At 68.1% G+C, this 18,788-nt stretch carries 18 protein-coding genes; 4 read left to right on the plus strand and 14 right to left on the minus strand.

The features are described from left to right. The first annotated feature begins 37 nt into the window (after positions 1-37). Positions 38-694, plus strand: a complete 657-nt coding sequence (locus LDO27_RS24435) for an EF-hand domain-containing protein (RefSeq protein WP_224044497.1) — start codon at positions 38-40, stop codon at positions 692-694. A 99-nt stretch (positions 695-793) separates the two neighbouring features. Here the strand turns inward: LDO27_RS24435 and hppD are convergent, their stop codons facing one another. Further along, on the minus strand, positions 794-1,885 hold the full coding sequence (hppD, locus tag LDO27_RS24440) for a 4-hydroxyphenylpyruvate dioxygenase (protein WP_224044509.1): 1,092 nt from the start codon (positions 1,883-1,885) through the stop codon (positions 794-796). Between the two features lie 260 nt (positions 1,886-2,145). Between hppD and LDO27_RS24445 the strand changes: the two genes are divergently transcribed. Beyond that, the gene (locus LDO27_RS24445) at positions 2,146-2,637 is read left to right on the plus strand and encodes an Lrp/AsnC family transcriptional regulator (RefSeq protein WP_222203239.1); all 492 of its coding nucleotides are present in this window, start codon (positions 2,146-2,148) and stop codon (positions 2,635-2,637) included. 94 nt (positions 2,638-2,731) lie between these two features. Here the strand turns inward: LDO27_RS24445 and LDO27_RS24450 are convergent, their stop codons facing one another. Beyond that, on the minus strand, positions 2,732-3,430 hold the full coding sequence (locus tag LDO27_RS24450) for a GNAT family N-acetyltransferase (protein WP_224044498.1): 699 nt from the start codon (positions 3,428-3,430) through the stop codon (positions 2,732-2,734). Positions 3,431-3,806: 376 nt separating this feature from the next. Here LDO27_RS24450 and kefF point away from each other — a divergent pair, with 376 nt between their 5' ends. Together kefF and kefC are read left to right on the plus strand one after the other, a co-directional pair. Next, complete coding sequence (gene kefF / locus LDO27_RS24455; protein WP_224044499.1) at positions 3,807-4,391, plus strand: glutathione-regulated potassium-efflux system oxidoreductase KefF; 585 nt, start codon at positions 3,807-3,809, stop codon at positions 4,389-4,391. A 10-nt stretch (positions 4,392-4,401) separates the two neighbouring features. Then, positions 4,402-6,216, plus strand: coding sequence for a glutathione-regulated potassium-efflux system protein KefC (gene kefC, locus LDO27_RS24460; RefSeq protein WP_224044500.1), 1,815 nt, complete (start codon positions 4,402-4,404; stop codon positions 6,214-6,216). A 66-nt stretch (positions 6,217-6,282) separates the two neighbouring features. Here kefC and LDO27_RS24465 read toward each other — a convergent pair whose 3' ends face one another. The 12 genes from LDO27_RS24465 to LDO27_RS24520 form a co-directional block, all read right to left on the minus strand. Continuing rightward, the gene (locus LDO27_RS24465) at positions 6,283-6,900 is read right to left on the minus strand and encodes a TetR/AcrR family transcriptional regulator (RefSeq protein ID WP_222203244.1); all 618 of its coding nucleotides are present in this window, start codon (positions 6,898-6,900) and stop codon (positions 6,283-6,285) included. Between the two features lie 72 nt (positions 6,901-6,972). Continuing rightward, positions 6,973-7,767, minus strand: coding sequence for a DUF1835 domain-containing protein (locus LDO27_RS24470; protein WP_222203245.1), 795 nt, complete (start codon positions 7,765-7,767; stop codon positions 6,973-6,975). Between the two features lie 133 nt (positions 7,768-7,900). Continuing rightward, positions 7,901-8,992: a 1,2-phenylacetyl-CoA epoxidase subunit PaaE gene (paaE, locus tag LDO27_RS24475; protein ID WP_224044501.1), complete on the minus strand. Its 1,092-nt coding sequence runs from the start codon at positions 8,990-8,992 to the stop codon at positions 7,901-7,903. A 47-nt stretch (positions 8,993-9,039) separates the two neighbouring features. Next, a complete protein-coding gene (gene paaD / locus LDO27_RS24480) occupies positions 9,040-9,654 on the minus strand; it encodes a 1,2-phenylacetyl-CoA epoxidase subunit PaaD (protein ID WP_224044502.1) in 615 nt (204 codons plus the stop codon). Positions 9,655-9,673: 19 nt separating this feature from the next. Further along, the gene (paaC, locus tag LDO27_RS24485; protein WP_224044503.1) at positions 9,674-10,507 is read right to left on the minus strand and encodes a 1,2-phenylacetyl-CoA epoxidase subunit PaaC; all 834 of its coding nucleotides are present in this window, start codon (positions 10,505-10,507) and stop codon (positions 9,674-9,676) included. Between the two features lie 12 nt (positions 10,508-10,519). Next, positions 10,520-10,807, minus strand: a complete 288-nt coding sequence (paaB, locus tag LDO27_RS24490) for a 1,2-phenylacetyl-CoA epoxidase subunit PaaB (RefSeq protein WP_222203249.1) — start codon at positions 10,805-10,807, stop codon at positions 10,520-10,522. Positions 10,808-10,829: 22 nt separating this feature from the next. Then, positions 10,830-11,852 carry a 1,2-phenylacetyl-CoA epoxidase subunit PaaA gene (gene paaA, locus LDO27_RS24495; RefSeq protein WP_222203251.1) on the minus strand — a complete coding sequence of 341 codons (1,023 nt, stop codon included), beginning with the start codon at positions 11,850-11,852 and terminating at the stop codon, positions 10,830-10,832. Between the two features lie 179 nt (positions 11,853-12,031). Next, positions 12,032-12,310, minus strand: coding sequence for a DUF1488 family protein (locus LDO27_RS24500; protein ID WP_222203252.1), 279 nt, complete (start codon positions 12,308-12,310; stop codon positions 12,032-12,034). A 117-nt stretch (positions 12,311-12,427) separates the two neighbouring features. Beyond that, entirely contained in the window at positions 12,428-14,509 is a 2,082-nt protein-coding gene (locus LDO27_RS24505) for an FUSC family protein (RefSeq protein WP_224044504.1), read from the minus strand. A 430-nt stretch (positions 14,510-14,939) separates the two neighbouring features. After that, positions 14,940-16,187 carry a nucleoside recognition domain-containing protein gene (locus LDO27_RS24510; RefSeq protein WP_222203254.1) on the minus strand — a complete coding sequence of 416 codons (1,248 nt, stop codon included), beginning with the start codon at positions 16,185-16,187 and terminating at the stop codon, positions 14,940-14,942. 114 nt (positions 16,188-16,301) lie between these two features. Further along, complete coding sequence (locus LDO27_RS24515; RefSeq protein ID WP_222203255.1) at positions 16,302-16,688, minus strand: DUF488 domain-containing protein; 387 nt, start codon at positions 16,686-16,688, stop codon at positions 16,302-16,304. Positions 16,689-16,733: 45 nt separating this feature from the next. Then, positions 16,734-18,407: an AMP-binding protein gene (locus LDO27_RS24520; protein WP_224044505.1), complete on the minus strand. Its 1,674-nt coding sequence runs from the start codon at positions 18,405-18,407 to the stop codon at positions 16,734-16,736. Positions 18,408-18,788: the final 381 nt, after the last annotated feature.

Below are 18,788 nucleotides of genomic sequence, written 5' to 3' on the forward strand. Positions count from 1 at the left end.
AGGTCAGTGAGACCTGTTCAGACGAAAGGAACCAGATATGCAACGCCATTTCACCTCCCGCCCCCTCCAGCAACTGCTGGCCGCTTCGGCGGTGTTCCTCGCAGTCGGCGGCAGCGCCTTCGCACAGACCGCTACGCCTGCCCCCTCGGCGGCTCCTCCGGCCGCGGCCACCGCGCCCGAACAGGCCGCCCCGCGCCACGACGGCATGCATCGCCACGGCGAGCACGGCAAGGGCCACGGGCATCATCGCCACGGTCACCACCACGGCATGCACGGCGCGATGTTCATGAAGTCGGTGGACACCGACGGCGACGGCGCGATCTCCAGGGCCGAGTCGAACGCGTTCTTCGACAAGGTCGACGCCAACAAGGACGGCAAGCTGGAGCGCGCCGAAATGGGCGCCTATCGCAAGGCCCAGTTCGAGCAGCATCGCGCCGAGATGCGCCAGCGCTTCGACGAGCGCTTCAAGGCCGCGGACAAGGACGCCGACGGCGCGCTGAGCAAGCAGGAGGCCCAGGCCGGCATGCCGCGGCTGGGCGAGCGCTTCGACCGCCTCGACGCAAACCGCGACGGCAAGCTGACGCAGCAGGAACTGGCGAGCGGCATGCAGAAGGCGCGCCATGACCGCACCCAGCGCGGTAACGGCGGCGCTACGACGACGAACCCGGCCGTGCCCTCGACCCGCGGCGGCTGAGGCCCGCGGCCGCCGGCTCGCGCGCCGGCCTGAAAACGACAACGCGCGACCCGCAAGGGTCGCGCGTTGTTCGTTGCGGCGGGGAAAAGGGCGCGGCCGTTATGCCGGCTGCTTCTTGTCCTGGCGGTCGTCGGTCAGCACGCCGCGGCGCATCTGGTCCAGCTCGATCGATTCGAACAGCGCCTTGAAGTTACCTTCGCCGAAGCCCTGGTTGCCCTTGCGCTGGATGAACTCGTAGAAGATGGGGCCGAGCTGGTTCTCGGAGAAAATCTGCAGCAGCAGGTCGCCGGGCATGCCATCGATCAGGATGCGGCGCTTCTTCAGTTCGGCGACATTCTCGCCGTGCCCGGGGATGCGCTTGTCCACCAGCTCGTAGTAGGTCTCGATGGTGTCCAGCAGCTTGACGCCCGCGGCGTTGAGCGCGTCCACGGTGCGGTACAGGTCGGTCGAGCCCAGCGCGATATGCTGGATGCCTTCGCCGCGATACATGTCCAGGTATTCCTGGATCTGGCCCGGCTTCTCGGTGCCTTCCTCGTTGATCGGAATCCGGATCTTGCCGCAGGGGCTGGTCATGGCCTTGGACTTCACGCCGGTCACCTGGCCCTCGATGTCGAAGTAGCGCACCTCGCGGAAGTTGAAGAAGCGCTCGTAGAACTCGGCCCACTCCTTCATCCGGCCGCGATGGACGTTGTGCGTGAGGTGGTCGATATAGGTCAGGCCATGGCCAACCGGGTTCGGATTGGCACCGGCGATGGGAACGAAGTCCACGTCGTAGATGCTGATGTTGCCGACGTCGCCGGGCTTGGCGCCATCCTTGCCTTCCCAGCGGTCCACCAGATAGATCAGCGAATCGCCGATGCCCTTGATGGCGGGGATGTTCAGCTCCATCGGGCCGCTCTTGTTGTCGAAGCCCCAGGCGCCCAGTTCCAGTGCGCGCTGGTAAGCCTTGGCGGCGTCCTGCACGCGGAAGGCGATGGCGCAGATCGAGGGCCCGTGCAGGCGCGCGAAGCGCTGCGCGAACGAGTCGCTCTCCGCGTTGATGATGAAGTTGATGCCGCCCTGGCGGTACAGCGTGACGTTCTTGTGGCGGTGACGCGCCACCGCGGTAAAGCCCATGCGTTCGAACAGCTGGCCCATGGCGGCGGGATCCGGCGCGGCATATTCGATGAACTCGAAGCCGTCGGTGCCCATGGGATTTTCCCAGCCGGTGAAGCGGTCGGGAGCGGCGGCCTGGGCCTGGGTCGTCTCGGGAGTGCCAGCGGTGGTGGTCATGTCAATCCTCCTTGGATGGCGCTGCCCGGGGCAAGGCGGGGCGACGTCAGGCAGCGGCAGGTTTTCTGATACCGCCGAGTGTATGACCCCGAGTTACATTAAAAATTGCGTAGTTGTGCACGCTTTGCTAAATTTGCGCAAAAAAATTGCCGACAAACATATTGCGGAGCAACAATATCGTGAGCAAGGTGGAGCTGGACAAGATCGACCGGAAAATCCTGGAGGTCCTGCAGACCAATGGCCGGCTGACCAATCTCGAGGTCGCCGAGCGCGTCAACCTCTCGCCGAGCCCGTGCCTGCGCCGCATCCGTCGGCTCGAGGAGATCGGAGTGATCCGGCAATACGCCGCCTTGCTCGAACCGGGCAAGATCGGGCTCGGACTGCTTGCGTATATCAATGTCAGGCTGGAGAAGCACGGCGGCGCGCCCAAGGGCAAGGCGCCGCTGGACCTGTTTCGTGCCGCCATCGCCATCTGGCCCGAGGTGGCCGCCTGCCACGCCATGACCGGGGAAATGGACCTGCTCCTCAAGGTCTACGTGGAAGACATGGAGCACTTCGCGCGCTTCATGAAGGACCAGCTGCTGGCCCACCCGGCGGTGATCGACGTGCGGTCGAGTTTCGCGCTGGAATCGATCAAGGACACCACGGCGCTGCCGGTGGTCGGCGCGTAGGGCCCGCCAGCGGCCCGGCTCGGGAACTGCCGCCCCAATGACAATGGCGCGCCCGAAGGCGCGCCATTGTTTCGTCGGCGGGGCGAAGCGCGGCTCAGGCGGCGGTACGCTTCTGCGGCACCATCGAGCGCCAGAAGCGCAGGCCGAAGCGGCGGGCATCGCGCAGGTTGCGGCGCACGAGGTAGTCCAGATCCGCCACCTGCTCGTCCAGCGCCTCGGTCAGCCGGCTGACCGTGTCGGCCGGCGGCAGCTCCAGGTACGCGTCGGCCTCGCCGTAGGCGTACTGCACCTTCATGCCGGCCTTCTTGGCGATATGCATCATCGCGGCGTTGCGCGACAGGCAGTGCATGTACAGCGTGCGGACATGGTTGTTGCGCCCGTGCATGGCGGCGCGCTCGAACAGCGCGCTGCCGATGCCGCGGCCCCGCGCGCTTTGCGATACCGACACGCCGAACTCGGCGACCCGGCCCTGCGCGTTGTCGCGCAGGTTGGCGAAGTGGCCCACGCCGACCAGTTCCAGATGTTCGTCGTAGACGCCGAACACGCTGTCGTGGTCGAAGTCGATGCTGTCGACATAGGCTTCGATCACGTGGTCACCAACGGACTGGCCGAAACGGAGCAGGCGATCCTCCTCGCCGAGGGCGAGGAAATGCTTCAGCAGGCGCGAGCGATGATGGGCCGCCAGTTCGCGCACCAGGGTGGTGGGACGTTGGGCGGCCTGCGCGGCGGCAGCTTTGCGGAGATCTTCGTCGGTCACGGCGCCGACGGCCCGGCTCAGTTCGAGCGGATTCACTTGCGTTCCTTCGTTGGTGTTTCGGGTATAAACATAGCACCGCCGGCGTGGTTGTCCCTCCACTTTGACCAGATCCTTGGCTGCATGGGGAAATTACCGTCTTGCCGTGATGCGGAAAGTATTGTAGCGAATTTGACGATTTCTCGTAACCCTTGTGCGATGCACCGCCTCGGCTGCCGGCGTGCAGGGTAAGAAAATGCCAGTGAAATCAATAATTTATGTACCGAGCGCAGGATCGGGTTCGCCCAATGGTGTGGAAATGTTGCAACGCCGCAGTTAACATCCGGTTCCTTTCCCCAGCGCGCGGCGCTCGCACGAGCGCGACACTCGTGATCCCCGCGCAGCCACCCGTTCTCCGCTTCTTACCTCTACCCGCATGAACCTGCGTTCTACCGTCGTGATCTATGCGCATCCGTTCCCGCACCGATCGCGCGTCAACCGGCCCCTGGCCGAAGCCCTGGCGGCGCTGCCGCAGGTGCAGGTACGCGACCTGTACCGCGACTACACCGACTACAACATCGACATCGTCGCGGAGCAGCGCGCGCTGGCCGCGGCCGACACCGTGGTGCTCCAGTTCCCGCTGCGCTGGTTCAGCGTGCCGCCGCTGCTCAAGCTGTGGCTCGACGAGGTGCTCGAGCGCGGCTGGGCCTACGGTCCCGGCGGCACCGCGCTGCGCGGCAAGTCGCTGCTGGTGGCCGCGACCACCGGCGGCACCGCCGAGTCCTATTCCCCCGCGGGCGCGCACCGGCACGAGGTCGAGGCCTTCCTGCTGCCGCTGGCGCAGACTGCGCGCCTGTGCGGCATGAACTGGCTGGCGCCGGCCGTCGCGCACGACGCGCACTACCTGCAAGCGGACGAGCTCTCCCGGTATATCGACGAGGTAAAGGCGCGCTTGAGCGCCGAGCCGCCGGCGATGCCCGTTCCGGCGCCGCCGGCCGACTCGCTGGCCGACTCATACTGAAAGGAACGCGATGAATTTCCATGATTTCATGATCGCGCTGCTGGTCTTCCTGTTCGCCGCGGTGGCGGCCGTGCCGCTCGCGCGGCGGCTGGGCCTGGGCGCGGTGCTTGGCTACCTGCTGGCCGGGGTCGCGATCGGTCCGTGGGCGTTCGGCCTGGTCACCAATGTCGAGTCGATCCTGCACTTCTCCGAGTTCGGCGTGGTGATGATGATGTTCGTGATCGGCCTCGAACTGGAGCCGAAGAAACTGTGGGCGCTGCGCCGGAGCATCTTCGGCTACGGCGGCGCGCAGATGGCCGGCTGCGCGCTGGCCATCGGCATCGCCGCCGTGCTGCTGGGCCTGTCCTGGCAGGCGGCGCTGGTCGCCGCGCTGGGGCTGGCGCTGTCGTCCACCGCGATCGCGCTGGCGACGCTGTCCGAGCGCAACCTGTTCAACACGCCGGCCGGCGTCGCCAGCTTCGGCATCCTGCTGTTCCAGGACATGGCCGCCATTCCGATGATCGCGCTGCTGCCGATGCTCGCCGTGCAGGGCGCGGCGGGGCAGCCCACCGGGCACGGCGACTGGGTGGACGCCGGCGCCGCGCTCGGCGTGATCGCGCTGGTGGTCGTGGGCGGCCGCTATCTGGTGCGGCCGGCGCTGCGCTTCATCGCGCGCACGGACATGCGCGAGATGTTCACCGCCTTCGCGCTGCTGCTGGTGGTGGGCATCGCCATGATGATGGAGGGCGTCGGCATGTCGATGGCGCTGGGCACCTTCCTCGCGGGCGTGCTGCTGGCCGACTCGGAATACCGGCACGCGCTGGAGGCCGACCTGGAGCCGTTCAAGGGCCTGCTGCTGGGCCTGTTCTTCATGGCCGTGGGCATGTCGATCGATTTCGGCGTGATGATGCGCGAGCCCGTGCTGGTGGTGGCGCTGGTGGCCGGGGTGGTGGGGGTCAAGGCGCTGGTGATGCGGCTGCTCGCGGCGCGGCTGGGCATCGCCCGCGGCCAGCGGCTGCTGTTCGCGCTGCTGATCTCCCAGGCCGGCGAATTCGCCTTCGTGGTGTTCGGCGTGGCCAAGGGCGCCGCGCTGATCGACCCCGCGACCGCCTCGCTGCTGGTGCTGGTCGTGGCCCTGTCGATGGTCACCACGCCGCTGCTGCTGGTCGCCTACGACAAGATCGTGGCGCCGCGGCTGCGGGGGATGTCCAAGCGGCCCGACGACGTGATCGAACCCCAGGACAACCCGGTGTTGATCGCCGGCTTCGGCCGCTTCGGCCAGATCGTCGGCCGCATGCTGTACGCGCAGGGCATCGGCGTCACCGTGCTGGACCACGACCCCGACCAGATCGAATTCCTGCGCCAGTACGACTTCAAGATCTTCTATGGCGACGCCACGCGTATGGACCTGCTGGAGTCCGCGGGCGCGGCCAAGGCGCGCATTCTGGTGGTGGCGGTGGACGGGCTGGAAGAGAGCCTGACGCTGATCGACGGCGTGCGCCAGCGCTTTCCGCATCTGCAGATCTATGCGCGGGCGCGCCATGTCTCGCACGTCTACCTGCTCAAGGACCGCGGCGTGCATCTGTTCGAGCGCGAGATGTTCGAGGGCTCGCTAATGCTGGGCCGGCGGGTGCTGGAAGGGCTGGGCTTCGATCCGATGGAGGCGCGCAACGCGGCGCTGAAATTCCGCCGCCACAACATCCAGGCCATCGACCGCTTCTACCCGCACTACACCGACCAGAAGAAGCTGGTGTCGCTGGCGCGGCAGGCGCGCGACGAACTGGAGGAAATGTTCCGCCAGGACCGCGAGGAGCGCAGGAAGCGCGAAGAGGCGGAGTGGAGTTGATGGCCGCCGATGTGCGCGGCTCTAGCGCCAGCGGAAGAGGGGCCGGGCGTGAGGGCCCGCCGGCGCCTACGCCGCCCGCGCCGGCGCGCCCGGCAATCCCCCGGCCAGCAGCGAGATCACCATCTCCGCGAAGTCCGCGTACGACAGCTTGCCGCCCGGCTTGAGCCAGGTGAAGGTCCAGTTGATCATGCCGAAGACCGTCATGGTCAGTGCGGTCTGGTTCTCGCGCGTGACGCTGTCCGGATAGGCCCGGCGCAGCTGCCGCGAGAAGGCGGCGACGACATCGCGTTCGCGCTTGAGGATCAGGTCGCGCTGCTCGTCGGCGAGAAACTTCACGTCGTTGATCAGCGCGATATGGCGGGTCTGGGACGTCTCGTATTCGGCCAGGAAGGCGCGGATCAGGTTGGCGAAGCTCTGCTGGTCGCTGGCCCCCTGCCGCTCCGCTTCGGCCTCCACCTCGGTGACGATCAGCATCAGCCTGCGGGTGTAGCGGTCCAGCAGGTCGAACAGGATCGCTTCCTTGCTCTCGTAATAGTGATAGAGCCGCGCCTTGGAGGTGCCGCAGGCGGCGGCCAGGTCGGCCATCGAGGTGCTCGGGTAGCTGGTGGCGGCGAAGGCGGCGGCGGCCAGTTCCAGGATCTGTTCGCGTTGTGCCTCGAAATCGGGCGCCTTGGTACGGGCCATGAAAGGGCTGGTCTCGCTGTCGGGGTCGTCGGGGCGGGTCGTAGTGTTCCGGCGCGGCGCGGACCGCTGCGCCTATTCCGCGCCGGCGGAGAGGTTGCGGCGCAGCTCGCAGGTCTGCAGCGAGTCGGCGTTGCCGCGCAATACCATCTGGCCGGCGCCGATCAGCTCGCGGCAGCGCCAGAACACGAACCAGTCGCTGGCCTGCAGGCCTTCGACCGCGCCCATGATGCTCGCCACCAGCTGCGCGGCAGGCGTCCATTGCGCGGGCGCGCGATCGAGAATCACCTCGTCGACGGTGTGATAGGCCGCGGGCACCAGCGTATTGCCCTTCCACAGCCGCACGTCGGCGTTTTCCTTCACGTTCTGCTGCCACTCGTAACCCAGGCGCCCGAGCCGCAGCACCGAGACCGGCGCGATGGTCGAGAAGCGGCGCGCCAGCTTGGCGGCGGGATACATGCCGATGGCGGCCAGATGGTTGGGCGCGGGCACATCGAGTTCGCGGATGTCCATCGCCACCTCGTTGATGCGCTGGGGCATCTGGTACAGATGGAAGACCGCACGGCGCAGCATCAGCTGGTCCGAGGGGCTCTGGCCGTGCCAGATGGCGACTTCCAGTTCGCCCTGGCGCAGCCCGTGGAGCTGGTTCAGCGCCTGCCGCATCTCGGCGACGAAATCGATATTGGAGTGCGGGGCGACCCGCTGCCAGAAGCCGGCGCGCGTAAAGCCCGAGCCGTCGACGTCGCTGATCGGACCCACGGCCAGATCGTCGCGCAGCACGACGACCGCGTCCGGTCTCGCGGCCTGAGTGAGTGCCTGGCGCAGCGTGTTGCCCGCTACGTCACCGTTGACGACGTGGATGTATTGCATGGGCGTGATTGTATATGGATAGGGCGGCGCACAGTCACCGTCCGGCACCCCAGCCGCGCGCGGAAAGGATCCGGCATGACGGGGTGAAATCCATTTTACTCACGGGCGGCCATCGCGGCCGCCGGCCGGCGGCTCAGCGCTCGTCGTAGCTGACCACCACGCGCGGCGTCAGCGCCCGCGCCTGGCAGGTCAGCACGAAGCCCTTGTCCATCTCCCACGGCTCGAGCGTGTAGTTCTTCTCCATCTCGACCTCGCCCTCCAGCACCTTGGCGCGGCAGGTGCAGCAGACCCCGCCCTTGCAGGCGTAGGGCAGGTCCAGGCCGGCCGCCAGCGCGGTGTCCAGCACGTTCGCATCTTCCATCGGCAGCCGCATCCTGTGCTGCTTGCCGTCGAGCACCACCACCAGTTCGGCGGTGCCGGCGTGATGCGCATGGTCGTGCGCGGCGGCCGGCTTCGGCGCGCGCGCCACCGGCACGCCGAAGCGCTCGGCATGGATGCGGTGCGGGTCCAGGCCCGCGTCCTTCAGCGCCGCCTCCACCTCGTCGATCATCGAGGCGGGGCCGCAGACGAAGGCGGCATCGATGTCGTCGACCGGAATCAGCGTCTCGAGGAAAGCCTTCACGCGCGCCTGGTCCAGGCGGCCATGCAGCAGGTCCACTTCCTGCGGCTGGCGCGAGAGCACGTGGTACAGCGTGAAGCGCGCGAGGTAGCGGTTCTTCAGGTCCTCGAGTTCTTCGGAGAAGATGATGGTGTCCACCGCGCGGTTGCCATAGACCAGCGTGAAGCGGCTGTGCGGCTCGGTGGCCAGCGTGGTGCGGATCAGCGACATCACCGGCGTGATGCCGCTGCCGGCGGCGAAGGAGACATAGTGGCGCGCCGCGCCCGGGTCCAGCGGTACATGGAAGCGGCCGTCGGGCGTCATCACGTCCAGGGTCTGGCCCGGCGCCAGATGGTCGTGCAGATGGCAGGAGAACAGGCCCTCGTCCACGCGCTTGATGGCCACCCGCAGCTCGCCCCGCTCGGCGTAGTCCTGCACGCCGCAGCAGATGGAATAGGAGCGGCGCACGTCCTTGCCGGCGATCGGCACCTTGATGGTCAGGAACTGGCCCTGCGTGAAGCGGTAGGCTTCGCGCAGCGCCTCGGGCACCTCGAAGGCGACGGAGATGGTGTCGGGCGTTTCGGGACGGACCTGCGCCACGCGCAGCGGATGGAACTGTGGGGTCATGGACGGTGCTCTGGCGCGAAGGGCGGTGCGCGGGGGCCGCGCCCGGCTCAATAGGGTTTGAAGTAGTCGAACGGCTCGCGGCAATCGCGGCAGCGGTACAGCGCCTTGCAAGCCGTCGAGGCGAAGCGGGCGAGCTGCTCGGTGTGCAGGCTGCCGCAGCGCGGGCACGCCACCAGGTCCAGCGCGGCCGCCGCGCGCGCGGCGTGCGGAACGAACTGCATGCGTTTGGCGCCTGCGGTGCGGGCGCCGCCTTCGCCCTCGCCGCAGCGGCCCGGCGGCGCGATGCCGTACTGGCGCAGCTTCGCGCGACCCTCGGCGGTGATCCAGTCGGTGGTCCACGCAGGCGCCAGGGTGGTGCGGATGCGCCAGGGCGCAAGGCCCGCGGCGTCCAGCGCACGGCCGATGTCCTCGGCGATCTCGGCCATCGCCGGGCAGCCGGAATAGGTGGGCGTGATCACCACCTCCAGCGTGCCGTCGCCGGCCATGGTGACCTCGCGCAGGATGCCCAGGTCCTGGATCGACACCACGGGAATCTCCGGATCGGGCACGGCCTGCAGTGCGGCCCATGCGCGGGCGGCGCGGTCGCCGCCGTCAGGGCCGCATGCCTGCACGGGCGGCGCGGCAAGGTCTTTCGGGCCCGGTCGGATGGAAACGGCGCTCATGCTGGTGTCCTCCGCCGGCTCACCACTGCGCGCCGGGGTGGGCGCGCGCCAGCCCCTGCATCTCGCCGAGCAGGTAGCTCATATGCTCGGAATGCACGCCCTGCTTGCCGGTCGACAGAAAGCCGGTGGCCGCGGGCATGGCGAGGGTGGCGGCCGCGAGCGTGTCGCGCACGGTGGCGTCCCAGGCCGCGCGGCAGTCGGACGCCAGCACGCCAATCCCTTGCGCGGCGGCTTCTCGATCGATGTCGTCGTCGGCGAAGCACTCGTTCATATAGGGCAGCAGGTGGTCCAGCGCGCGCTGCGTGCGCTGGTGCGAATGCTCGGTGCCGTCGCCCAGCCGCACCACCCAGCCGGCCGCGTGCTGCAGGTGATAGCGCGCCTCCTTGACCGACTTGGCCGCGATGGCGGCCAGTCCCGCATCGCCGCTGGCCTGCAGCCGGGTCCACAGCTCCACCATCAGCGCGCCATAGAGAAAGTTGCGCACGATGGTGACGGCGTAGTCGCGATCGCTGGCCGCGGTGCCGGCCAGCGGCCCCGTGTGCGGCAGCTCCAGCAGCGTCCAGTTGCGGAACTCGCGCTCGTCGCGCCAGAACGCGTAGTCGTCCTCGCCGCGTGGCGGCTGGTTCGTCAGCGCGGCTTCCAGCTCGCCGGCGCGGGTATAGAGCAGGCGCGACTGGCCGATCAGGTCCAGGCTGATATTGGCCAGCGCGATGTCCTCTTCCAGCACTGGTCCATGGCCGCACCACTCGGCATTGCGCTGGCCGAGGATCAGGGCGTTGTCGGCCAGGCGCAGCACGTACTGGTGCGGCGCGGTGCGCGGCAGGGAGGCGGTGGCGGTGGGCGATGTCGTCATGGTCGGGCGCGCCTACATATGGTTGACTTCATCGGGCAGCTGGTAGAACGTCGGATGCCGGTAGATCTTGTCGGCCATCGGATCGAACAGCGCCGGCTTTTCCTCCGGCGCGCTGGCGGTGATGGCGGCCGATGGCACCACCCAGATCGACACCCCTTCCTGGCGGCGGGTGTACACGTCGCGGGCCATGTGCAGCGCCTGCTGCGCGTCGGCGGCGTGCAGGCTGCCGCAGTGCTTGTGTTCCAGGCCCTGCTTGCTGCGCACGAACACTTCCCACAGCGGCCATTCCTTTTGCGTCATGTCGGTCTCCAGTCGATGGCGGTCAGGCGGCGGCCCGTTGCATGTCCGCCGCGCGCCGTGCCTGCTTGTCGGCGTGAGCCAGCGCGGCCTCTCGAACCCAGGCGCCGTCTTCGTGCGCCTTCACGCGGGTGGCCAGGCGTTCCTTGTTGCAGGGGCCGTCGCCGTTGATCACGCGCCAGAATTCGTCCCAGTCCAGCGGGCTGTAGTCATGATGGCCGCGCGCCTCGTTCCAGCGCAGGCCCGGGTCGGGCAGCGTCACGCCCAGCACCCGTGCCTGCTCCACGGCCGCGTCCACGAACTTCTGGCGCAGGTCATCGTTGGAGATGCGCTTGATGCCCCAGGCCATCGTCTGCGCGCTGTTGGTCGACTCCGCATCGGGCGGGCCGAACATCATCAGCACCGGAAACCACCAGCGGTTGACCGCGTCCTGCACCATCTCGCGCTGCGCCTCGGTGCCGCGCATCATCGCCAGCAGCGCGTCGAAGCCCTGCCGCTGGTGGAAGGACTCCTCCTTGCAGATGCGGATCATGGCGCGCGCATAGGGTCCGTAGGAACACCGGCACAGCGGAATCTGGTTCATGATCGCCGCGCCGTCGACCAGCCAGCCGATCACGCCCACGTCGGCCCAGGTCAGCGTGGGGTAGTTGAAGATGGACGAGTATTTGGCGCGGCCGGCATGCAGCGCGTCCACCAGTTCGTCGCGGGAGGCGTCCAGCGTCTCGGCCGCGGAGTACAGGTACAGGCCGTGGCCGCCTTCGTCCTGCACCTTGGCCAGCAGGATGGTCTTGCGCTTGAGCGACGGCGCGCGGCTGATCCAGTTACCTTCCGGCAGCATGCCGATGATCTCCGAATGCGCGTGCTGGGAGATCTGGCGGACCAGCGTCTTGCGGTAGGCCGCGGGCATCCAGTCCTGCGGCTCGATCTTGCCGTCCTCGGCCAGCCGGGCGTCGAAGGCGGCCTGGCGCTCGGCCTCCGGACGGTTGTCGGCATCGGCGGGCCCGTTGGCGGGCAGACCGCCGGGCAGATCCAGACTTTGGGTGTACATGGCGCCTCCTTCAGCGAGACCGCGCGGCTCGCGCTGGGGCGCGCGTCGTCGGCGGTGAACGGGCTCATTATATATAAACCGACCAGTCGGTCAATTTATCGTTGCGCGAAGGATCGGCAGGCGGAAGGGCCGTCACATGGCGGCGCCGGTGCGGCGTGACGCAGTGCCGTGCGAGGCGGTCAGTTCACGAAGCGGAAGTGGCCGCTGCGCAGCAGGATCTCCTTGGCCTGCGTCATCTCGAACACGCTCTGGGCGGTGCTCTCGATGCGCTCGCGGTGGCTGGTGAAGGCCTGCAGCAGATCCTCGCGGCGAGGCGAGCGGGCGCCGAAATGGGACTCGAGCGCCTCGGCGGTGATGGAGTAGCGCGTGCTGGTGCCGTTCACCGTGGCCGGGCACGACAGCGTGAGACTGGCGGCGCAATAGCTGGGAGCGCTGGAAGGGAAGGACACTTTCGACATGGCATGCCTCGCGCCTGGCAACGGACAATGGGACCATTCTAGGACACGCTCGTCGGGCGCCAAGGCCGATCGGCGGCGCGCTTGACGCAGATCATCCGACTCTCGCGGACGGGGCGTTCAGGCGGTGCCGCCCAGCGGCCGCGGCGGCGCCTTGTGCGTGATGGCCCGCACCGCTGCGACGCTGGCATGGGCGGCCGCCGCGTAGCCCTGGGCAAAGCCGGCCTGCTCCGACAGGAAACCATCGCGCGGGGGCAGGTCGATGAGCGCCGGCGCGCGGTCGGGGGCGGGCGCTTCGGTGCCCGGCCGGACCGCGAGTTCGGCGAGGTTGCGCTGCAGGTCGTCCAGCAGCGCGATGGTCGCGGGCGTGGGTCGCGCGGGAACGTCGGCCGCCTCGGCTTCGGCCCGCACCACGCCGGCCAGCGCCGCCATCCGCCGCAGGGTCGCGTGCAACGCGGCGTAATGCGCGGCGAGCGCCGGCGCCAGTTCGGGCCCTGCCTCGGCCAGCGTCCGCTCCGCGCGGGTGGAGCCGCGGCCGGCCGCCACGCGCAGCGCTTCCATCCGCTCGGGCGTGGACGGGCCGCCCAGGCCGGCGGTGGCGAAGGCCGCGCGCAGATACACGGCGTTGACCGCCACGGCGTCCATGCTGTGGCGATACGAGCGCGAAACCTCGGCGCGCTGCCCCAGCACCAGGTAACAGATGAGCGCGATCGCGCAGCCCAGCGCCGTGTCCACTCCGCGCAGCGCCGCGAAGTGGCTGCTGTCCGTGCCGGGCTCGGCGACCCACGAGAACAGGATGACCGCTGGCGTCAGGAAAAAGGCGAAGCGGCCGGGCTGGCCGGCCAGCCGGGTGATGTAGGCGGCGGCCAGGCAACCGGCGCTGATCGCCAGGGCGATGGCGGGCGTCGGATGGGCCAGCCCGATCAGGCTGGCCAGCAGCGCGCCGGCCAGCGACCCGCTGAACCGCTTCATCGAGATCTGCCGTGTGGTCTGCAATTGCGGACTGAGCACCATGATCACCGTGACGGCGACCCAGTAGCCGTGATGCAGGTCCAGTTGCTGCGCCGGGATCAGGCTCAGCGCGCCGGCCAACGCAAGCCGGATCGCATGGCGCAGGACCCGCGCGTCGCGCGCCCCGTGGTCGGCGAGCGCCTCGCCCCAGCGGCGCCGCCAGTGCGACACGCCCGAGCGCGAGCCGCGGAAATTGGCGCACCAGGCATCGAACGCACGAAAGCGCGCCAGGCCGGCCAGCGCGGACTGGTAGATCGCCGGCGCGCCGGCATTGGCGATGGGGCCGTGCAGCCGGCGCAATTCCCTGTGAACCGCGCTGGACAGCGCCGGCAGGTCAGGGGCATGCCGGTTCAGCGCGCCGCGTACCTGCTCCAGCATGTCGGCCACGCAGCGCTCCAGGTGCCGCACCGGCAGCCCGGCCGCGTTGCCGCGCGTGCGCAGTTCTGCGGCCACGATCAGCAGGGCGAACATGGCGTCGGCCGCGCTGACCAGATAGTGATAGTGGAGCCAGCCCGCCGGGTCGCCGATGCCGCGGCGCGCCGCGATCGCCAGCCGGGCGGCCTCGATGCGGCTGCGGATGTCGCCCTTGCAGTCGCTGGCGCGTGCCTCCCCGTCGGTCGCCGCCAGCGTCGATGTGAAGCGCTGCAGCGCCTCGAACACCGCGACGACCTCGCCGCGAGGCCGTGTATCCCGCCGGGAGGGCACGAATGCCAGGCACATCGCGCAGGCGACCAGCCCGCCGCGCAGGAAGTGCAGTCCGAGTTCGAGGGCGCGGTCCGCGCTGCCCGCATCGAGCGCAGGCTGCAGCGTCGCGGCGATCAGCGCGACATACAGCAGCTTCGCGCACATGGCCGCCACCGGCCCGCGGATTTCGCAGAAGCCGGCCGCCAGTCCGGCCGCCAGCACGAAGGCCACTGCCACGGCGGGCTGAAGGCCGAGCGCGGCGCCCAGGATGCTGGCCAGCGCGCCGCCGGTCCCCACGCAGGCGAGCGCCAGCAGGCGCTGCCGCGCGGTGCCCGGCGTATCGGCCAGGCAGGTCCAGATGGCCGCCGTCGCGGACCAGTAGTAGCCACCGTCGCCCGTCATCCAGCCGGCCGCGGCCAGCACGAGGAACGTAACGGCGTACACCGCGCCGCGCCGGACCGCGCTGGCGGGTAAGGAAAAGGAGCGAATGCGAGCAACGGCGGACATGGGAACTGGAGCAGGCGACCGCCCTACAGGACGTCGGGGCGCGGTCACACCGTCACACTGTAGAAGTCGGTGTGGTGCATCGCAACATTTTGCTGCTTGCCTGGGGTTTTTCGCCGCCGTGGTGCGCGGTGCGTCGGCGTGGTGCGCTGCGCGCGACGACTTGGTGCGAGCGGCGTCACGAACGCTTGGCGCGGGGAGCGACATCCAAGCCCACGCATATCCATATGCGTCACCTCGCCGAAAAACGCGGGACGAAAAAAAACCCGCGCAGGTTGTGCGCGGGCTGGAATCCACCGAGGTGGTGGAGGAGACAGATGTCACTATACTCGGTTTGTTGCGACGCACCAAGCTCCATCTGCAAAGCGTTGCGATCGGGCGGCAGATCGTTGCATCGGCGCAACGATTTTTGGCTGCGGATAGCGGAGCAGGGCTAACCAAAGAAGGCGTACGCGATGCCAATGGCGGCCATCAGGCCGACCAGGTCGGCGAACAACGCGCAGCCCAGCGCGTGGCGCGTGTTCCTGACATTCACGCTGCCGAAATACACCGCCAGCACGTAGAAGGTGGTTTCGGTCGACCCCTGGATGATGGCGGCCAGTCTCGCCTGGAAGGAGTCGACGCCGTAGGCCGTCATCACGTCCACCATCAGCCCGCGCGCGCCCGCGCCGGACAGGATCTTCATCAGCCCTACGGGCAGCGCGGGCACGAAACGCGTATCCACGCCCAGTCCTTCGACGCCACGCGAAAGCGCCTGCATCAACACATCCATGCAGCCGCTGGCGCGGAACAGGCCGATGGCCACCAGGATCGCGACCAAGTAAGGAATGATCTGCACCGCGACACCGAATCCCTCCTTGGCACCGTCGACGAAGGCCTCGTAGACATTGACGCGGCGCGCGGCGCCGCAGACCAGGAACACCACGATCAGGGCCAGGATGAAGACGCTCCCGCTTACCGCGGTCAGCGTGCTGACCTGCGCTGCCGGCGCATGCAGCAGCCAGGCCAGCAGGCCGCCCACCAGGGAGGCGAACACGCCGGCCGTAATCAGCACCGCGGGTTTGAGCAGATTGAGGCGCTGCGTCCAGGCAACCGCGGCGAGCCCCGCGACGAAGGACACGCAGGTCGCCAGCAGCGTCGGCAGAAAGATGTCGGCGGCGTTGAACCCGACCAGGCCCTGCTTGATGGCAACGGCCTGGCGCATCGCGATGACCGAAGTCGGAATCAGCGTCAGCCCCGCCGTGTTCAGCACGATGAACATGATCTGGGCATCGCTCGCGCTGTCGGGCCGGGGATTGAGCGACTGCAGCTCGCGCATTGCGTTCAGCCCCAGCGGGGTAGCGGCGTTGTCCAGGCCCAGCATGTTGGCGGAGACATTCATCATCATCGCGCCCTGCGCCGGGTGGCCCTGCGGCACGCCGGGAAAGAAATGCCGCAGCAGCGGATTGACCGCGCGGGCGAAACCGGCCACGACGCCCCCTCGCTCCCCGATGCGCATGATCCCCAGCCACAGACTCATGATTCCGGCGAGCCCCAGCGAGATCTCGAAGGCCGTGCGCGCGCTGTCGAACAGGCTGGCCAGCATGGCGGGGAATACCGCGGTGTCGCCGTCAATGAGGCGAATGCCGGCGACGGCGAAGGAAATCAGGAAGAAGGACAGCCAGACCAGGTTCAATGCCATCGGCGGAATGCGGCGCGTGGTTGACGGCCCCGGCCGGGAGCCGGCGCCGCGAAGCCACCCATCATAGCGGGCGGCCCGCTCGGAATGTTGCCTAAACAGCGCCGCTGCCGCCGGCTAGATGATGTCAGCGCCGCGTTTGGCCAGCAGCGCGCGCAGGATGGAGCGGTGGCACCGCTCCTCCCGCTCGCAATAGCAGCCCACCGAGAAGTTGGTCTGGTGCGAGAGCGCGGCGAGCAGGTCCAGGGTGCGCGACGCCTCGGGTTCGGCCATCGCGGCCCGGAAGCGTCGCTCGAACTGCCGCCAGCTGGCCGCGTCATCCGCCTGGAGCGCCTGCGTGACCAGTTCGGCCGACGGCGACAGATTGGGATACCAGACATCGTAGAAATCGCGGCTGGCGAATTCCGCCTTGGGCACGCCCCGGGGCGGACGGCGCACCGTGCCGATGCGCAACCCTTCCTCCGCCGCGCGCGGCGTACCCAGGCGGACGATACGGACGGCCATGGGAGGCTCCTTCTTATAGTCGAAGTCGATACGGCCGGCGCAAGGCTAGAGCGCCAGGTCCCTGATCATGGTGTCCCGCATCACGAACTTCTGCACCTTGCCGGTCACCGTCATCGGCATGTCGTCCACAAAGCGGATATAGCGCGGGACCTTGTAATGCGCGATCTGGTCGCGGCAGAACGCCCGCACCTCGTCCTCGGTGGCGGTCTGCCCCGGCTTGAGGACGATCCAGGCGCACACCTCCTCGCCGTACTTCGGATCCGGCACGCCGAACACCTGCACCGCCTGGATCTTGGGATGGCGGAACAGAAATTCCTCGATTTCCCGCGGATAGATATTCTCGCCGCCGCGGATCACCATGTCCTTTACCCGTCCCACGATGTTGCAGTAGCCGTCGGCGTCGATCGTCGCGAGGTCTCCGGTATGCATGAAGCCATCGCGTATCGCCTCCCGGGTGCGCGGCTCATCGTCCCAGTACCCCGACATGACGGAATAGCCGCGCGTGCACAGCTCCCCCGTCGCGCCGACCGGCACCACGGCGCCGTCCGCGTCCACCACCTTGCACTCCAGATGCGGCTGGACCCGCCCCACCGTGGCGACCCGTTTCTCGAGCGGATCGTCGGTGGCGCTCTGAAACGACACCGGGCTGGTTTCCGTCATGCCATAGGCGATGGTCACCTCCGCCATATGCATGTCCGCGATGACCCGCTTCATCACCTCGATCGGGCACGGGGCGCCGGCCATGATGCCGGTGCGCAGGGTCGAAAAGTCGAAAGTGCCGAAATCCGGATGGTCGAGCTGGGCGATAAACATCGTCGGCACGCCGTGCAGGGCGGTGCAGCGCTCCTCGCTCACCGCCTGCATCGTGGCGAGCGGATCGAAGGCTTCGCCCGGGAAGACCATGCAGGCGCCCACCGAAACGCAGGCCAGCACGGATAGCACCATGCCGAAGCAGTGATAGAGCGGAACGGGGATGCAAAGCCGGTCCTCCTCGCCCAGGCGCATGGCCATCGCCACAAAGCGACCATTGTTGACCACGTTGTGGTGCGTCAGCGTGGCCCCCTTTGGGTTCCCCGTCGTGCCGCTGGTGAACTGAATGTTGATCGGGTCGTGGGTGGTCAGGCCGGCGGTGACGCGCGCCAGGGTTTGCGCATCGACGTCGGCGAGCAGCGTTTCATAGTTGTACATGCCCGGGCTGCTCTCGCTTCCCATCCTGACGATATGGCGCAGTTGCGGCAGCCTCGCGGCCTGCAGCTCGCCCGGCGGGCACTCGCCCAGTTCCGGCGCCAGCGCCTGCAGCATCCCGAGATAGTCGCTCGACTTGAAGCGGGGCGCCGTGACCAGCATCCTGACGCCGGCCTTGTTCAGCGCATATTCCACCTCCGACAGCCGGTAGGCGGGATTGATGTTGACCAGGATCGCACCGATCCGCGCGGTGGCGAACTGGGTCACCAGCCACTCCGCCCGGTTGGGCGACCAGATGCCAACGCGGTCGCCGGGCTGGACGCCCCGGTTCAGCAGACCGGTGGCGAGGCGGTCCACCTGCTCGCTGAACTGCTGCCAGGACCACCGGATCCCCTGTTCCCGGAACACCACGGCCGGCGCCTGGGGTTGGGCCTCCACGGCGGCCCGGAGCAATTCGGGAATGGTCTGGTCGGACAGGGGAATGTCGGTCGATCCGAAGACGTGGGAAAGACCGTTCTCGGGAATAGAGGCCACGTTGTCTCCTTCGCTTTCTTGCGCCGTAGTGGATGAGACCCACCTTAGCTGCAGCCGGGTTCCATCGCTGTCACGGGGAAGACAATGGTGCTTCATCGCGCACAAAATATGACGTTACGATCTTGCGCCAAAAAGTACTTGCCAGCCCCGGTTGGCTGACTTAATATTCGCCCCCTCGCAACACGACAGCGGACCTGCAAGGCAGGCGCGGCGCGCGTTGCGGGGTTGGCAGGGGGTAGTGGCGGGGCAGGATGACCGGCACTGCGGCGGCGAAAAAAAGTGCGCTGCCCTGTTGACGGGAAACGAAAAGATCTACATAATCTCGTTTCTCTGCTGCTGACGAAGCAGCGCCTGGCGAAGCAAAGCGAGCCGGGGCAGACG

It is taken from the genome of Cupriavidus respiraculi (assembly GCF_914271545.1).
Lineage (GTDB): Bacteria > Pseudomonadota > Gammaproteobacteria > Burkholderiales > Burkholderiaceae > Cupriavidus > Cupriavidus respiraculi.

Coding starts and splice junctions, on each gene's coding strand:
- paaE (WP_224044501.1), bottom strand. CDS start 8,992: ATGACCCCACAGTTCCATCCGCTGCGCGTGGCGCAGGTCCGTCCCGAA.
- paaC (WP_224044503.1), bottom strand. CDS start 10,507: ATGACGACATCGCCCACCGCCACCGCCTCCCTGCCGCGCACCGCGCCG.
- LDO27_RS24435 (WP_224044497.1), top strand. CDS start 38: ATGCAACGCCATTTCACCTCCCGCCCCCTCCAGCAACTGCTGGCCGCT.
- paaA (WP_222203251.1), bottom strand. CDS start 11,852: ATGTACACCCAAAGTCTGGATCTGCCCGGCGGTCTGCCCGCCAACGGG.
- paaD (WP_224044502.1), bottom strand. CDS start 9,654: ATGAGCGCCGTTTCCATCCGACCGGGCCCGAAAGACCTTGCCGCGCCG.
- LDO27_RS24510 (WP_222203254.1), bottom strand. CDS start 16,187: ATGGCATTGAACCTGGTCTGGCTGTCCTTCTTCCTGATTTCCTTCGCC.
- kefF (WP_224044499.1), top strand. CDS start 3,807: ATGAACCTGCGTTCTACCGTCGTGATCTATGCGCATCCGTTCCCGCAC.
- LDO27_RS24500 (WP_222203252.1), bottom strand. CDS start 12,310: ATGTCGAAAGTGTCCTTCCCTTCCAGCGCTCCCAGCTATTGCGCCGCC.
- paaB (WP_222203249.1), bottom strand. CDS start 10,807: ATGACGCAAAAGGAATGGCCGCTGTGGGAAGTGTTCGTGCGCAGCAAG.
- LDO27_RS24505 (WP_224044504.1), bottom strand. CDS start 14,509: ATGTCCGCCGTTGCTCGCATTCGCTCCTTTTCCTTACCCGCCAGCGCG.
- hppD (WP_224044509.1), bottom strand. CDS start 1,885: ATGGGCACCGACGGCTTCGAGTTCATCGAATATGCCGCGCCGGATCCC.
- LDO27_RS24465 (WP_222203244.1), bottom strand. CDS start 6,900: ATGGCCCGTACCAAGGCGCCCGATTTCGAGGCACAACGCGAACAGATC.
- LDO27_RS24470 (WP_222203245.1), bottom strand. CDS start 7,767: ATGCAATACATCCACGTCGTCAACGGTGACGTAGCGGGCAACACGCTG.
- LDO27_RS24515 (WP_222203255.1), bottom strand. CDS start 16,688: ATGGCCGTCCGTATCGTCCGCCTGGGTACGCCGCGCGCGGCGGAGGAA.
- kefC (WP_224044500.1), top strand. CDS start 4,402: ATGAATTTCCATGATTTCATGATCGCGCTGCTGGTCTTCCTGTTCGCC.